Consider the following 17,264-nt stretch of genomic DNA (forward strand, 5'->3'; position numbering starts at 1 on the left):
ACAGTAGCAATACCATCTTTACCAGCTGCACCAGCTTGTCCTGGAACACCAGGTTTACCATCAGTTACTGTTGGAGCTGTACCAAGGTTAACATCAAATGTTACTTTACCATCAGCACCAACGCTAGCAGTTGTATAATCACCACCTGTGAAGTTCAAGCCTTTATCAAGTTTTACTGTTTGATCAGCAGTTGTAGTAGTACCATTAGTTGCTTTATAAGTTAATGGAATTTGTTTTGCAGCTTTATTGCCATCAAAAGTCACTTCATAAGTTGTATTATGATTAGCTGCATCTTCTTTAGGTGTTACTGTGATTGGGTTATCAGCATTTGGTGTGTATGTAGTACCAGATTTTGTACCACCATTATTAATCGTTACTGCTTCACGAGCTGCGTCTTTAACAGCGTTACGGGATACGGATACTTCATAAGTCGCATTAGCAGCACCAAATGTATCACCAGATTTTGGTCCTACCTCTGCAATGTTTTTGTCATCAGTAGCATCGGCTGCTTTTTGTACTTTTTCAGTAGAAGTAGTACCACCTGTTGCCAAACCAGACAAGTCGATAACAGCTTCTTTACCATTAACTACAGTATTATTACCATCTGTATACGTTAATTTAACTTTTTTATCAGCACCAGGTGTATATGTGCCAGGAGTAATGTGTAATTCAGTATCTTTCAACTGTTTCACGTTAACTGCATCATTATCACCTGTACCAGGAGCCAAGTTCACAATCTTATTATTTGTTGTGCCATTACCCATGGACAAGTTACCACCAGAGATAGTTACAGCAGGAGTAGTTGCACCAGTTGGAACATTACTAATAGTGATAGAAGAACCGCCATTAGAGATAGAGTTAATATCTTTTAGCTCTTTAGCTAAACCAACGTTGATTGTTGTATTGCCATCAGAGCCTTGTTCAATATTCGTTCTGATATTAGCTGTGTTGTATTCATCAGCATATGCTTTACCCGCAGTTAAAGCACCAGAGCCTTGAACTGTTACTGTAGAACCAAGTTTATTCGTTTTAACGCCGCCTTCATTAGCGTCAAATTTTAAGCCTTTATCAGTCAATCCGTCAGCTGTGTTCTTCAAGTCAGATACGTTTACTGCTGCATTTGGAGTTGCAGTGTTAGCAGCATCTAACTTAGTCAAGAAAGAATCACCTGCATTACCAGCGTTTTTAATAGCGGAGCCAACGTTGTTAACGATGGAGTTACCGCCAGTTACATTACCAGCTGCATCTTGAATGGATGTAATAACATCAGCCGGTGCTACTTCTGTACCATCAGGCTTATGGAATTTACCATCTTTATCCTTAGTTAGCTTGTTACCATTTTTATCTGTATAAACAGCAGGTGTTACTGCATTGATAGTCATAGAACCATCGGCAGTAGTTGGAGTTGTGATAAGGATATTTTCGCCAGCTTTTACATTAACCTTACCATTAACAGGAGCAACATCAGTACCATTACCTTGGATTGTCCATATATCATCAGTAGTTGCTACTTTCTTAGTATCTGTAGTACCAGGGGTTACACCAGGTGTTGTGTATTCAATACGTTTATCACCAGTATTATAAGTAATATTAGTTGTGCCACCAGGTGTCGTATGGTCGCCTAATTCAACAGTCTTAGTTTGAACAGAATCCAAACCTTTAAGTTTTTTAGACAATTGAACAAGTAATTTACCATTACCATCGTTATTTACACCGATGTTGTCAGTAGTCAAGTCAGCTTTGTTAGCACCACCGATAATATCTAATGTTTCGTTAAGTTTCTTAGCAATAACTTTAGTTTTATCAGCACCTTGTGCATCATCACCTGCATATTTCATACCATCATTAAGTGTAGCAACCTCTTGTTTACCACCCTTATCTTCGTAAACGATACGAGTCATGCCATCTTTACCGTTATGGCCATTTACGCCATCATGACCGTCAGTGCCGTCAACGCCTTTAGCACCTTTTTCTACATGAATGTCTACACGGTTAGTACCATCAAGGCCATCTACACCGTCTTTACCATCGTGAACGGATTCTACATCAAGATTCTTATCCAATGCATAGTTAATAGTTGTATTACCATTACCATCATTAGTTTGTTTCACAGTCATGTTCAGTACTTTCTTTTGTACCTTCACCTTGAACTTTTACAAGTGTATTAAGTTTATGGTTATTTACAGTAGATTCATTGTTACCAGTGAATTTCAAACCATCGTTAAGTGTAGCAACCTCTTGTTTACCACCCTTATCTTCGTAAACGATACGAGTCATGCCATCTTTACCATTATGGCCATTTACGCCATCATGACCGTCAGTGCCGTCAACGCCTTTAGCACCTTTTTCTACATGAATGTCTACACGGTTAGTACCATCAAGGCCATCTACACCGTCTTTACCATCGATACCAATCTTACCATCTTTACCGTCTTTACCAACGTGAACGGATTCTACATCAAGATTCTTATCCAATGCATAGTTAATAGTTGTATTACCATTACCATCATTAGTTTGTTTCACAGTCATGTTTTTACCAGCTTGGAAATCAACAGAATTTTGATTACCAATTACTTGGCTAGTGTCACCAGCATGTTTACCTACTTCAGAACCTGCAGTTGTATTTTCTGCAGATGTTTTAGCCGTCCAAGTAGAAGCTGTTGTACCACCAGTATTCAAAGCGGAGAAATCGATAACTGCTTTAGTATCAGTGACTGCATGACCATTACCATCATTGTAAGTCAATGTAACAGTTTTACTAGCTGCATCATATTTGTATACATTTGCAGTACCCCCAGCATTAGCTGTACCACCTTTAGTTTCAGTAGAGCCAGTTGCCACAGTTGTAGGTGCAATATGACGTTCATTTGCTTTCAACGCATCATGAACAGATTTCAATTGGTCTTCTGTAGCTGCTTGGCCAGATGTGATATTTGTTGGATCAAATGTTTTATTTTGTAATCCACCAATTGTACCTGTGCTTGCATTAAGTGTAATACTATGATCACCATCTACAGCAACAGTTTTATTTGGACCAAAGGAAATTTTACCGTTGTTTGTACCACCATTTGTAATGGAAGAAATACCAGTTAAATCGCCCTTAACATTTACTTTATATGTTGTACTATTATCAACTGCGTCTGTGCCTTCTTCAACAGTTGTATTTTTACCATTGATAACTTTTGCCTTCTTGGCAATGCCAGTAATTTTAGTTGTTTCGGTTAAATCTTTGCCATTACCATCAACATATTTTAATGTTACAGAGCCATCATTAGCAACAGCATAAGTATCAGGCTTAATATGTTTTTCATCGCCAAGATTTGCAACTTTATTTGTTACAGTAGCGCCAGGTGTAGCACCAGGATTTGTATCTGGAGATGTAATTGTAATATGATCACCATCAGTCTTAATTGTACTACCACCAATTTCTACTGAAGTTAAATCTTTAAGATCTTTATTCAAAGAATAAGTGTATGTATGTTCACCAGTCAAATCTTGTTTAACTGTTAAGTTTTTACCAGCCGCAAAGTTTACTTGATCACCAGGTTTTACAACAGTCGCTGTAGAGCTACCATCAAGTGTACCACCATTTGCTTTAGCATTTGCTTTCCAACCAGAGTTATTGATTGTATCTACTACAGTCTTAACAGTGGCAATACCATCTTTACCAGCAGCACCAGCTTGTCCTGGAACACCAGGTTTACCATCAGTTACTGTTGGAGCTGTACCAAGGTTAACATCGAATACAACCTTACCATCAGCACCAACGCTAGCAGTTGTATAATCACCACCTGTGAAGTTCAAGCCTTTATCAAGTTTAACTGTTTGAGCAGCACTTGTAGTAGTACCATTAGTTGCTTTATAAGTTAACGGGATTTGTTTTGCGGCTTTGTCACCATCGAATGTAACAGCATATGTTGTATTGTGGTTAGTATTATCTGGTGTTGCTGTTACAGAAATAGGGTTATTTGCATCTGCTGTATAAGTACCACCAGTAGTTGTGCCACCGTTATTTACTGTTACAGCTTCACGAGCTGCGTCTTTAACAGCATTACGGGATACGGATACTTCATACGTTGCATTAGCAGCACCGTATGTATCGCCAGTTTGTGGATTTACTTCTGCGATATTCGTATCATTAGCTCCATTGGCTGCTTTTTTTACTTTTTCAGTAGAAGAAGTACCACCTGTAGGCAAACCAGACAAGTCGATCTTAGCAACTACATCTTGTCCGTTATCTTTAACAGTTTCACCTTTACCATTTACATATGTCATAGTAACAGTCTTATCAGCTGCTACTGTGTATGTACCTGGTTTGATATGTGTATCTGTATCGCTTGCAATTTTCTTAACATCGCCAATATTAGCAGCATTAGAATCAGTGTCACCACCAGATTTAAGGTTAGTAATGTTATTACCACCAACATCGACATTGCCACCAGTAATGCTTACTGCAGGTGTATTATTAGTACCACCTGGGTTACTGTTAAGAGTGATGGAGGAGCTGCCGTTAGATATAGAGTTGATACCCTTCAAATTTTTATTCAACTTGAGTTCCAATGTATCTGTGCCATTAGCTACTACAGCGATGTTACCAGCTGCAGATGCGAAGCTTGGAACGTCTGTTGCAGCAACGCCTTCACCTTGAACTTTTACAAGGGAACCGAGTTTATGAGCATTTACAGTTGCATCATTGTTACCAGTGAAATTCAAACCTTTATTAATCAATGCATCAGATGTGTTCTTAAGGTCTTTTACGTTTACAGCTGCATTTGGTGTGTTAGTAGCGGCTGTATCCAACTTAGTTAAGAATGTATTGCCTGTAGACGTACCAGTTTTATCGATAGCAGAGCCAACGTTGTTGATAACCATATTACCGCCAGTTGTGTTGCCATTGCCATCCATGAAGGATGTGATTACATCACCTTTGTCTACATTATTACCAGCAGCAAGATTACTATTTGTTGTGAAAGTGCCATCTAGACGTTTATACACTTTTGTACCATCAGCTTTAGTATAAACAGCAGGTGTTACAGCGTTTACAGTGTAAGTTGTTCGACCTGTTGTTGCATCAGAGCTTTCAGATACATTGACATTATCACCAGCTTTTACAATAGTGCCAAGTTTAGTAATTTCTTTCTTACCTTCATTTGTGATGTTAGAAAGATCATTTTTAGCAATGCCTTTAATAACTGCTTTTTCATTAGCAACAGCGTTATTATTACCATCAAGGTATGTCATAGTTACATCGCCATTACTATCGACAGTATATTCATGGCCAGTAGTTGTAGGTGCAATGTGACGTTCAGCAGCTTTTACAGCATGTAATTGAGATCCGTTAACTGCATCAGTAGATGTAGCATTTACATCACCATTAGCAACACCTGTAATTTTATTATTAGATACATTAACCGGGCCACCAGAAATAGTTGTACCACCGGTAGTGAACTCGATTTTACCGCCACCGTTATTTGTAATGGAAGAAATACCTGTTAAAGCACCTTCTACGTTTACTTTATATGGACTAGCCGTTGTACCTGCGCCAGTTACAGTTGTGTTTTTACCATCGGCTACTACAGTTTTGCTTCCTGCTGCAGCGTCGATTTCAAAGTATGTTTTACCAGCTGCATCTGTTTTTTGATCTACAGTAACTGCAGAACCAGTTTTAGCTTTCACCAAGCCATCGTAATCAAATTTAATATTTACATTAGCATCTTTACCGTTTGCATCGTTTTCGGACACAGTTGTAACACGGTTGCTATCGCCTTTAATGTTCAATTGACCATTGTAAGCAAGGAAATCAGCCGCAACTTTATTGGTACCAATGGTAGCTGTATTAGTATCAGCACCTACACGAACGCCAACGTTTTTTAATTGTGCTACGTTTACTGCATCAGTATCTTCCTTACCTGCTGCAAGGCCAGTGATTTGACGAGTTACTGTGGTTCCATCACCTACAGAAACTGCTGCCAATGTGGATGTTTGTACATTACCAGTTAAATTAGTATATTTTCTTGTACGATTTTCTGCTGAGTCGAAACCTTGTACACCTGCCGCAGTAGATGCTACAGACGTAGAACCAATTGCAACACCATCGGCAGTATTTGCAGTAGCTTTATAACCTACTGCAACGGATCTTGCCTGAGCTGCATTAGCACCAGCACCCAATGCAGCCGCACGTTCAGCCGCATTCGATAAGCCACCAACTGCAGTAGCATAATCAACAGCTTTAACGGTCTTTCCTGCTGAAGCACTACCGATTGCAACAGAATAATCACCAATGGATTCAACATTGCCACCAATACCAATTGAACCTGTCTTTGTTGATTGAACATTACTACCAATAGCAGTTGTATTAAGATGAGTAGACTGTGTTCCATTACCAAGAGCAACAGAGCTTTGACCACTAGCAGTAGCAGAAGTGCCAATGGCAGCCGTATCTAAACCACTTGCCGTTGCTCCATGCCCAACTGCAATAGCATTCTTTTTAGATGCTGTTGTTTTATTACCTGCACCAGTATCACTACCAATAGCAATAGCTTGCTCAGCCGTAGCTTCGGCATGACCACCGATAGCCATTGCTCTAGCTGCTTTTGCTTTTGCATTATCGCCAATAGCAACACCACTAATACCAGTAGTTTCGGATTGGTAACCACCTGCAAATGCATATGTACCGCTTGCAGTTGCACCTGGGCCAACACCTGTGGAGTTTTTATCAGCACTAACCATATTACCTAATGCAACGGCAGCTTCATCAGTAGCACTAGCTCGATAACCAACTGCAACTGACATCTTACCGCTTGCATTGGTTACACCACCCATTGCAATGGATATTTCACCGTTAGCATTTGAGAAACTACCGATAGCTACAGAATGTTTACCTGCTGGTTGACCGTTTGCATTATTGTGCATACCAACAGCAACAGCAGCTTCTTGATTTGCCCATGTATCAGGGCCTACTGCTAGTGTTTCTACAGCTGAATTATCATGGCCGCCCAAACCACTATACGCTTGTACTTGAGCCCCTGCACCAACCATAGCTAAGCCAGCCAATACGCTAGCTAAAACTTTTTTCTTACCACCATTGTTTTTCGCTACTTCAGATACTACAACGTAGCATTCTTTTGTTTTGCTCCAAACAACTTTAAAGATCTTATTCATATTTCTATGAACCCCTTTCTTTTTCTCTTTCTTTAAGACACTTATAATCCTTAATTAATCCCTATTCAATAGAAATAAAAATCATTGTGTGAAGAACATTTTCTCATGTTTCACTTTTCATTCATCTTACTTCATGTACATACTATAACAAAAAATTTTCTTTTTGTAAAACATTTTCTCTCATTTTTTTCTCATAAAATTGGAAAAATGTTTTATTTTTTAATTTTTGTTAAGAAATGGTGTATTTTTTACACATTTTTGTGCGATTTTTTTCAATTTCAGTAAACATATATTAATCATTTTCGATTTATTTACTTACCAAAATATTAATAATCACGATTTCTTCATAAACATGATATTAATATGTTTATACACTACAAGTTTTTTCGATATATTGTAAAATGCTATTAAACCATGTTAAATAAGGATATAAAAACCATTACCTATCAAGAAAAACAATCATTTAAATTAGCAAAACTTATCAAATATACCTTGCAAAGCATGAATGAGGTATTCATGAATAAATAGCTAGATAATTGAGATATTATTTATAGCTATAATATAAACGCCATTATAACAACTAGATGCTTGTTATAATGGCATTTACAATCCGGTATTTACTATTTCCAATAACCGGTCTGATTAAATTCAATTCCAGCAATATAACTAAGCAAACTAGATGCTATCATTTGTGCAAGATCTTTTTCACCATATATGATAGCTATAGTTAAAGATACCACTAGAGCAAGAATTACAATACCATCAGTATTAATAAATACTTTATTTTGTTTCATATTCATCACATCCTTTCTAATAAAATCAGATATAGTAAAGACTGTAAAAATTGTTTTCATTCGCATTATGTATATACTTTTATTTAAATCCATGGATATGCAATTATAACTAACAGTCAACTTTACTATTACTCAATAAATAAATTGCTAATCACAATAGTGCTATTAAATTAACCTATAAAGTTATGACAAAAATAACCACTAACTCCGTAGTACTAAATATATTTTTGAGATGCATCAATCTACACCTCCTTTCTTATAGAAAACAATGTGTAGCTCAGACTATATTGATGACAATCTCTACACTAATAGAGTTATGAGCCCATCAGATACCAAAGGAATATAACAATACCTTTAAAATCCCCAAAAATCTAAACCGATTCAGGACCATATACTCCTGCCTTACGATTAGGTCTCATCTTACTCATTACCATTGAACTCAAAAGTAATCACATTAATTTGATATTTTTACTTAATCTATATTCATGACTGATCCTCTTACAAAGTCTCATCAAATAGAATTCACTAAAATAAAAAGGCCACGCGCAACAACCATATGGTTATTACGCGTGACCTATATAAAACGTATACGTATATCTAGAAACCTCAGCAAGCTTTCCTCAAATATGTTGTATCTATAACTCATGCAATTTTCTATATATAGTATATATATATATAGGGACATAAACTTTCACCATAAAACAATGTAGTATGATATACTAATCTACAGTAATACATGAGGGAGTGTAGAACAAAGGGGTTAATTATGAAAAAAGAAACTAAAAAAAATAAGGCCGCATCAGCCTCTGCTGAAACGGCAACAAACAAGAATATCGTATCTAAACCGGATGCAACGGATACGACAACGCATACTATGGACGTGCCTACGGATGTGGAAAAGGGTATTAATGATTTAAAAGCGTCCTACGATACGTTCCTATATATTTCAAAGCCATTTTCTAGCACGAATATCAACAATTTATACGCAAAGGCTAAGATTTATGGACTTGATCCGGTGGCGCCGAGCAAGGCGCGCGTGTTAGAGCTTGGCGCATCCTGCGGCGGTAATATCATCCCACAAGCGATGTACTATCCTACGGCGACTTTCACAGGCATCGATTTATCCGGCGTACAGGTGGAGCATGGCAAGGAGATCATCGAATCCATCGGCCTTAAGAACGTGACGCTGCTCGAAAAAAACATTATGGACGTGGATACGAATTTCGGCACCTTCGATTACATCATCGTTCATGGTATCTGGTCTTGGGTACCGGACATGGTGAAAGACAAAATTCTCGATATTTGTAGCGAGAATTTATCGAGCCGTGGCATCGCTTATGTATCGTACAATACGTACCCTGGCTGGAAACGCTTAGAGCAATTGCGCGATATTATGTTGTACGCGGATAAACGGGCGGAAGATAAGGGTTTATTAGAACGCACGTTGTATACGAAGAGTGTGTTAAAGCTTGTAGCGGAAACGATGAACAGCGACGATCGTTCTCGGGCACAATCCAATTACAAAATTAACAACATCAATCGGGTGTTGCAATCCAACGATTACTACGTGGCACACGAATACCTAGAAACCTTTAACGATCCTGTGTACGTATCTGACTTCATCGAACGCGCTCGTCAACACGGCTGTGCCTATGTAGGCGACGAATCATTACAACGATCCTTCATTACCTGGCTTTCAGGAGACGTGGAAAAAAACATTTCCACCCTATCCAACGGCAATTATATTGACAAGGAACAGTTCTACGATTACGTGTACGACACGCAATTCCGCATGAGCCTATTGACGAAACTATCCAACGAGGACAAGATCAACCACGACGAAACGGTGACCCAAGACATCTTGAACAACCTGTACTTTATGGCGCCGTCTAGAAATGTGAAGGGCGTTCCTGAGGACTGGACCAATACCGTTCACATCGCTATCAAGGTGTTGATGGATACGTTCAAGGAATTCACCGTTCAGGATATTGTCAACTATATTAGTTCCCACTATCCGGGCTATGTCATCGATGGCGATGTATTATATCAACGTCTGTTCCTACTCATCGTGACGGACAACCTCAACATTTACGGTTCTTCCTATCCTCGCACGCCGTTTGTTGAAAATGAAAGCTACATCCCAGAGCGCTTTATCAAATACATCGAAACCATTGTGGAAAAAGGTGGCAGCCAATACCTCACACCGGGTAACATGTACAACCAAGTGGACGGGGACGTCGACAACGGCCTATTATATGTGATGAAACAATTGGCTAAACCAATCTCTCGGGCCGATTTAATCGCCAACCTCGACGAAAATCTAACTGTTAACCGCACCACTAAGGACGGCTATAACTACGTTGTACCGACCGAAGAATACATGGACGAAGTGTTGACACACATTGAAATGTTGGGGTACTTTACGAAATAATTTGAATACGAAAAAGGAGCTGTAACAAAACAGCTCCTTTTTATTGCTATCTATCAATCCACTCTATATAAAACATAATCCTAAATTAGAATTACGTTCTAATGAGTGATTATCTTGTTTTATATAATCCCATGATTCTTTATAACCTTTACATTGAGAAAATGTAGACTCACTTATAAATTTAATAAACGCATTTATATCATCATAATACATTTCGGTAAAAGCCAATGAGTTAGCCTTTTTCTCCTCATCAGTAGCATTGGGCTTATCATGTAACACATGATCCAGGTTACAAGACATATAATATATTTTATAAGGAATATTATTCCACATTACAGAGGTCCTTGAACTTAAAGCATTCAAATTCTCACGCTTATGCTCGTTTCGCTCGATAGCAACTTGTCGATTTGGGACTATAACAGACTGTAATGTATATACAAATTTATCTTTTGTCTCATCCTCAATAATGACAGAGTCATCAACAAAAGCTCCATCCATATCAACTAAATGTATAATTTGCTGAACATCCGCAGCTTTAAAATGATTATTTTCAGCATATACCTTAATTTCATTACCTAATCGAGCCTTAATATTCGACTGGTTTATTCCTCTTTTAGAGGTAATATCACCGTACATAATTTTCATATGTACAGTATTACTATCAAAAAATTTAGAGAAATATAATTCTAATGAATCCGCATCAGAAGGTCCTTCAACAATAACAAGCACTATTTTTCGTCGTGCCATTTATATGCACCAGCTTTCCTAAAAGCATAAGAAATTTCAGCATTATTTGTCGATTTATATAATTCTTCGTTCTGTTCCCCAAGCATGATATCTCTATAGTAAAAGTCGCGTAAGTTATTACTTGTCTTTACATTAACCATTCGCGTATATCGATTGCTAGGATTAGTTGTGGTAAAAGCAATACAGCCTTTATCAAGTGTTTCTAAAGGTCTTAGGTTATGAGATGTAAATATTAATTGGCCTTCGCCTTTCTCTGAAATAATTCGTAAAATCTCACCAAGTAGATATTCAAAGATACCCGAGTCTAGCTCATCTATGGCAACAGTAATAGATTTTCTATTATAGACAGAAATTAATAGACCTAAAACGGAAATAATTTTACGTATCCCTTCAGATTCATATTTTAATGGAATATATGTATTTGATTTATAGGATACTAACTCAAATCGCTCTCCGTCTTGATTATCCTGCAATTTTTCCTTACCTAGTGTTTCTACACCTATAGTTAATCCTGGTACAATTTGGGTTAATACCAAATTCATCATAGTTATACTATCTCTAATATCTTGTACAACGGCTATAGGAAATACATTAGGTTGATTTAAGGATAATCCAATCGTACCTACAATATGTCTCGTATCAGCCCGATAGTTAATCTCTAATGGTAATGCATCGAGACTAATTAAGCCACTATGTTCCGTTGTTACTACAAATAAATCATGATTTCCATACTTCACTAAGTCTGTCAAAATCGAATATACTAATGCAAAATCTTGATTTGATTCCATCACTTCATTACGACTATGAAGTCGTTTCATAAACTCAGGAGAGAAAATAAAGGATCGTGATTCCGCATTCGCTTGTTTTTTATTTACGATTAGATCTGTAATATCATCAATATCACGACCAACTAGTAAGTCTAATTTTGATTTAGGTTTAAAGATTTGCTTAGCCGGTACATTCGTGTCAATTAAAACACTTTTTCTAATATTGGTTTCTATACTTTCAAGCTTATATTGTAAGCGCTCTTTTGTAATACAAATACGATGTTCTCCATCTCTGGTATCATCCGATATATTACTTTCACCAGTAATCGATGAAGTAATGCCTAATTCCACCTCATAATCTACTAAAATATGTTTATGATTATCCTCTATTAACAATTCAAAATTTAATTCACACGTATGAGAGGCAGAGGATATATTGATATAATCACGAATTGTAGAAGGCAATTTTTGGCCTGTAAGTAATAATTTTAAAATGCTAATCGCATCTATAAGTGCCGTTTTACCGGAACCATTTTGACCATATATACCTAATAGACTCGATTTATAGTCCTTTCTTGTATTTATGAAATTGATACGACCGTGTTCAATATTCTTTATATTATCTATCGTCATAGATGCTAAACGAATATATTTGGTAGTGTTCATATACTTACCTCCTAGTATGCTAAGTGTAACACACCAACCATTTATATTCAATTAAATTGCAAAAACGATATTTTATATTACGATTTACTATTTTAATTTACGTTTTGTAATACTACAAATAAAAAACCGATACAAACTCTACTACTAATCGCTAGAGTTCGTATCGGTTTTCTCTCTATATATTATTTTTTATTCAATCTAACTCGTTCAATTGTCGGTTGACCTTGGCTATTTTTTGCCACTGTGTCAACGCGGAACAATGCCATTTCTGGATTGAATTCTGTTACGAGTTGTTCGTCTACTTGTACGCCGTTTTGAAGGGCACGGTATACGATTTCTGCAAATTCGTAGCGAGTTAACAAGCGATCACCACCAAATGTACCATCTGGGTAGCCTTCTACCAAGCCGCGACGAGATAAATCGCTTACGGCTTCGTAAGCCCAATGGTTGCTAGCCACATCTGGGAATAATGTAGTGCGGTCTGCTTTCATATGCGTACCTGCCACATCGTTTAAGAGGGCTGTCAATTTTTGGATTTGTGCATTTTGAAGAGCTACTGTTTTCTTAAGTTCTAACACTTCTTTACCGATGGCTACGCGAGAACGAGATACATTGCTATGAGCGCCGACTTTCACAGAAAGGCCGGCATTCACAACAGTTTCCCCATTACCCAATGTAGAACCTACGCTCAATTGAACATCCTCGTTAGGACGATAGAATGCACCGAGTGCAGCAGCATTGCCATTGTGGTAATGACCATAGCCGGCAGCAAAGTCCCATTTAGCATCTGGATCAAAGTCGAGCGGATGAAGGGCCGCCAAGGCAGCCGAACCAGCTACGGCCTTGTTAACGCGTTTATCTAAGCGGGATACATCTTTTTTAAGATTCGTTACATCCCCTTGAACGTTGACAGTATTGTATGCATTCACGGATATCATGTCATGTAATCGTTTAAGTTGTGCCACATTCACCGCATCAGTATCATTTGTACCAGCTGCAACGGATGTGATTTGGCGCGTTACGCCATTCGCTACATCACCAACGGATACAGCAGATGCTGTGGATTTCCAGGTAGCAGATGTATCGGTAGATGGCGCATTAGTAAGGATATCATAACCAACTGCACCTGTGGCTACTGTCGCTTTAGAACCACTACCAAGTGCTACACCACCTTCGGTGGATACGTCTGTGTTATGACCAAGGGCCACTGCATCGTGAACTGCTGTTGTCGTTCCATTGTCGCTAGAGCCGATAATAACAGCATGATTAGCACCTGTTACGGTACGGTTATCGCCGACGATAATCGTATTCTTTGCATCAGAAACGGTGTTCTTAGAACCGATAGCAGTCAAATGCTGTACATTAGATGCAGTATTACCTACGCCCATAACAAGGTTGTCTGCGCTTTCAGCACGGTTAGCACCTGTTACAGTATTGTTAATACCAACCATAGCTGTACGCAATGTGTAGTCTGCTTTGTTACCGCCACCAAAGGCCATCGTTGCGCCGCCACCGTTAGATTCTTTTACGGCTTCACGGAATTTACCAGCTAATTCCTTCGCAGAATTGCCACCATCCTCCGGTGCACCATAAATAGATGTAACGGAATTAGTAATTTCGTTACCAGCACCCATGATAATAGAACCATTGGAATTGAAAGTTCGGTTTGCTGTACCAACGATACTATTAGCAATACCAGAGTAATAGTTATTAGCTGTTTTAGATTCGATGCTATTTAAAGAACCATTAATAGTGGATCCCAAGTTCTTAACAGGATTTGCCATACGTCCACCATTATATCCACTGGAAATAATGTTATAAGTACCTGTATTAGTAGCAAATGCACCATTAGTAAAGCTATTGGCACCTACTGTAGTGGCATACGCATTCAATGCATCTTTACGAGTAGTCGCTGTATCTACTGTAGTATCACCAAGTTCACCTTTATAGTTATGGGAACCAATCATAGTACTGCCAGTACGAGCAAATGTATTGTCACCAATTGCTACGCTACCTACTACCTTTGTTGGATCCGACGGAATTCTTGCAGAAGAGAACCAACTACCACTAAAGGTTGTTTGACCTAATGCAAAGCTAGCCTCAACACCACCAGACATATTTTCAATCTTTGCATTTTTACCGATTGCAACACTACCGCCTTGGCTAGCATAGTTATTGATGTTAGCACCGTTACCGACTACGATATCTCCTGTAGCAGCACTGGCGCCATTAGAATACCCAATCTTAGCACCATTACCAATTGCTACGTTTTCAATCTTTGGCGCATTGCTACCTGTCCCATAAGCAACACCATTACCAGCACCTGCCGTAACATCCGCTGCACTAGCCACACATAAACTGGATAACAACATACCATTAATCAATATCGCCAATAAGCGTTTCCGTTTGTTCATAATCTTCCCTCTCCATTTACAAACAAATACATAATACGATCTCTCACTCATCATTTATTCATGATGTTTACATGAATTATATTATCATATTTTAAATATTTGTAAATAGTTTGTTTATAATTATCTTAAATTTATTAACAGATTTATAAGATAATTAATATAATAAAAAACGGATAGCTAATCGCAATGGACTAACTATCCGCTTATATACTGAGGTTTTTATGAATGATCTGTTTATATTATACAGCTATCTGAGTGTCTCAATATTATCTGTTATTCAATTTTTGTACGAGCATATCTACTGTTTCTTGTAACTTTTTATTTTGGGCCTCCAATGTATCAACCCGTTGTTCGAGAGCATTATAGGACGCAGGAGAGATTTTTTGTAGCGTTTTGTTTTCACCGAATTTATAGGATACACCAAGGTTAGCCATGATGTGGTCATTAACGGTAGCACCGGCTGTGAGGAGTAAGTTTTCCTTTGGATAATACCCCACACCGAGGGCTAGCGCATTGGCATCTTTGTAGTGGCCAATACCGCCCATCACTTGTACTCGATTATCTGGATCAAATTGCATTGGATGTAATGCAGCTAGTGCCGCAGCACGAGCATCGCCTTTATTGGCCTCTTTTCCAATGTTGCTAATTTTGTTATATAGATTATCGATTTGTTGATTGGCACCATATAATTGGGAACCATTGATGGCATCCGTAGAATCCGCGCTTACGCGGCCTGCCGCTACATGAGTGATGGTCCGTTCTTGATTGGTAGCGCCTACGGATACGGTGGATACTGGTGCAGTGCCGGCAAAGTTTACGGTGCCACCTGCATAAGTGTAGCTTGGGGTGCTCACCACATCACTACTTTCAGCAGTGGAATTATTACCTAATACAACTGCATTATCTAGAGATGTTTTTACATTATTACCCATTACGAATGTGTTATTGGCACCAATTTCGTTCTTGTTACCTACGCTATAGGAGTTATCCCCCTTAACAGTGGCCACATTATACGTACCTACACCAAAGGCGCCAGATTGGTCACCTTCAATCTTGTTGTATGCACCTATGGCAGAATTCTTGTTACCTTCAAAAATAACGCCATGACCCATGCCATAGTTGAAATCACCATTTACATTAGAGTTAGAGCCAATCAACACTGTATTGTTACCTGTGCTGCCACCCGCTTGGCCAGCACCAAGCCATACGTTTTTATTCCCCTTAGCATTAGAACCGGCGAAAGCACCGATAGCAATTGTATCAGAAATAGTTGATTTAAAGCCTGCCGCAAAGTTACCTAAGAAATTATAGTCTCCTTTGCCTTCCATAAATGTTTTAGCACCTAATGCGACGTTCCCACCACCTTGAGAACCATTCAATGCTACACGACCAATGGCAATGTTATTACCCGTTGCATTTGGATCTCCTGAATGAGAATATGGATTACTGTTGGTTGCCCCAGCTTGACCACCTAAGGATACATTATCCGAATTGGTGAAAGAAGCACCCTGTAGTCCGATATTATAGGCTGCACCACCAGCGGAAACAATAGGTGTATCAGCGGCTTGCACCAAGCCTATAGACGATACACTAAACACACTCATCATTGAAACAATACATAATTTTGTTGCGTAATTCATATTACGACCCTCCCACACTTTCAAAATGTGTTGCTATACTCCCGCTAGCGTTCTCGAGGCACCATAAATTTCAGCCACCACATAAGGGTTCCCGCAGGTACTCAATTTGGCGAGTATCCGTTTCGTATAATCTAGATGTTCTAACAAAGCATCGCGTAGTTTACGTTGCACGTGGTCAGGGGAATGAAATACGAGTATAGGATCAAAGTCTCCTATGATGATATACGTTGTATGTGGTTCTGGTCCTGGCTCAATGCGGTATTGAAATGGAATGATAACGTTGAATAAACCATATACCACATCACGCCCGATGGGTTTGCGCGATTTCAGGCTCGCAAAAGTCATGTTCGGACTCATCGTTCTAGGGTCCGTATACATCGGCTTTGACCGCCTCGACGATTGAATGCCGTTTGCTAGAACTCCCTCGTGGTGCGCTACTTCTCTCAATACCATCTTAATGGATTTATGGATGATTTCACGCCGACCATCTACATAGTAACACGCGGTACAATCACCGCCGTCAATATAGATTGGGATCAAGCAACATATATGGTGATCTACATCGCCATATATTGCATTTGGATTACAAGAAATTGATTCGTTATTACTTACATTTGCACACGTTGTATTCAACATTATCTTAA

At 38.6% G+C, this 17,264-nt stretch carries 8 protein-coding genes and 1 pseudogene; 1 reads left to right on the forward strand and 8 read right to left on the reverse strand.

From position 1 onward, the window contains the following. The 3 genes and pseudogenes from HMPREF1477_RS09775 to HMPREF1477_RS09695 all read right to left on the reverse strand — a co-directional run. Positions 1 to 2,117 (reverse strand): annotated as a pseudogene (locus tag HMPREF1477_RS09775) (hypothetical protein); the annotation flags it as partial. Next, positions 2,098 to 7,161: an ESPR-type extended signal peptide-containing protein gene (locus tag HMPREF1477_RS06040; RefSeq protein WP_016476209.1), complete on the reverse strand. Its 5,064-nt coding sequence runs from the start codon at positions 7,159 to 7,161 to the stop codon at positions 2,098 to 2,100. The pseudogene HMPREF1477_RS09775 and the gene HMPREF1477_RS06040, both read right to left, overlap by 20 nt. Before the next feature lie 620 nt (positions 7,162 to 7,781). Next, on the reverse strand, positions 7,782 to 7,955 hold the full coding sequence (locus HMPREF1477_RS09695) for a hypothetical protein (RefSeq protein WP_016476210.1): 174 nt from the start codon (positions 7,953 to 7,955) through the stop codon (positions 7,782 to 7,784). A 766-nt stretch (positions 7,956 to 8,721) separates the two neighbouring features. On the opposite strand from HMPREF1477_RS09695, the gene HMPREF1477_RS06045 reads away from it, so the two are divergent. After that, on the forward strand, positions 8,722 to 10,386 hold the full coding sequence (locus HMPREF1477_RS06045) for a class I SAM-dependent methyltransferase (protein WP_016476211.1): 1,665 nt from the start codon (positions 8,722 to 8,724) through the stop codon (positions 10,384 to 10,386). A 63-nt stretch (positions 10,387 to 10,449) separates the two neighbouring features. Here the strand turns inward: HMPREF1477_RS06045 and HMPREF1477_RS06050 are convergent, their stop codons facing one another. The 5 genes from HMPREF1477_RS06050 to HMPREF1477_RS06070 form a co-directional block, all read right to left on the reverse strand. Further along, positions 10,450 to 11,133: a hypothetical protein gene (locus tag HMPREF1477_RS06050; RefSeq protein WP_038148098.1), complete on the reverse strand. Its 684-nt coding sequence runs from the start codon at positions 11,131 to 11,133 to the stop codon at positions 10,450 to 10,452. Next, positions 11,115 to 12,566 carry an AAA family ATPase gene (locus HMPREF1477_RS06055; protein WP_016476213.1) on the reverse strand — a complete coding sequence of 484 codons (1,452 nt, stop codon included), beginning with the start codon at positions 12,564 to 12,566 and terminating at the stop codon, positions 11,115 to 11,117. The genes HMPREF1477_RS06050 and HMPREF1477_RS06055 overlap by 19 nt, the downstream gene beginning before the upstream one ends. 182 nt (positions 12,567 to 12,748) lie before the next feature. Further along, positions 12,749 to 14,980 (reverse strand): S-layer homology domain-containing protein, encoded by a 2,232-nt coding sequence (locus tag HMPREF1477_RS06060; protein ID WP_016476214.1) that lies wholly within the window; start codon positions 14,978 to 14,980, stop codon positions 12,749 to 12,751. Between the two features lie 266 nt (positions 14,981 to 15,246). Next, positions 15,247 to 16,620 carry a YadA-like family protein gene (locus tag HMPREF1477_RS06065; protein WP_016476215.1) on the reverse strand — a complete coding sequence of 458 codons (1,374 nt, stop codon included), beginning with the start codon at positions 16,618 to 16,620 and terminating at the stop codon, positions 15,247 to 15,249. A 33-nt stretch (positions 16,621 to 16,653) separates the two neighbouring features. After that, positions 16,654 to 17,256, reverse strand: coding sequence for a hypothetical protein (locus tag HMPREF1477_RS06070; RefSeq protein WP_009661375.1), 603 nt, complete (start codon positions 17,254 to 17,256; stop codon positions 16,654 to 16,656). Positions 17,257 to 17,264: the final 8 nt, after the last annotated feature.

The organism is Veillonella sp. HPA0037, from assembly GCF_000411535.1.
Taxonomy (GTDB): domain Bacteria; phylum Bacillota; class Negativicutes; order Veillonellales; family Veillonellaceae; genus Veillonella; species Veillonella atypica.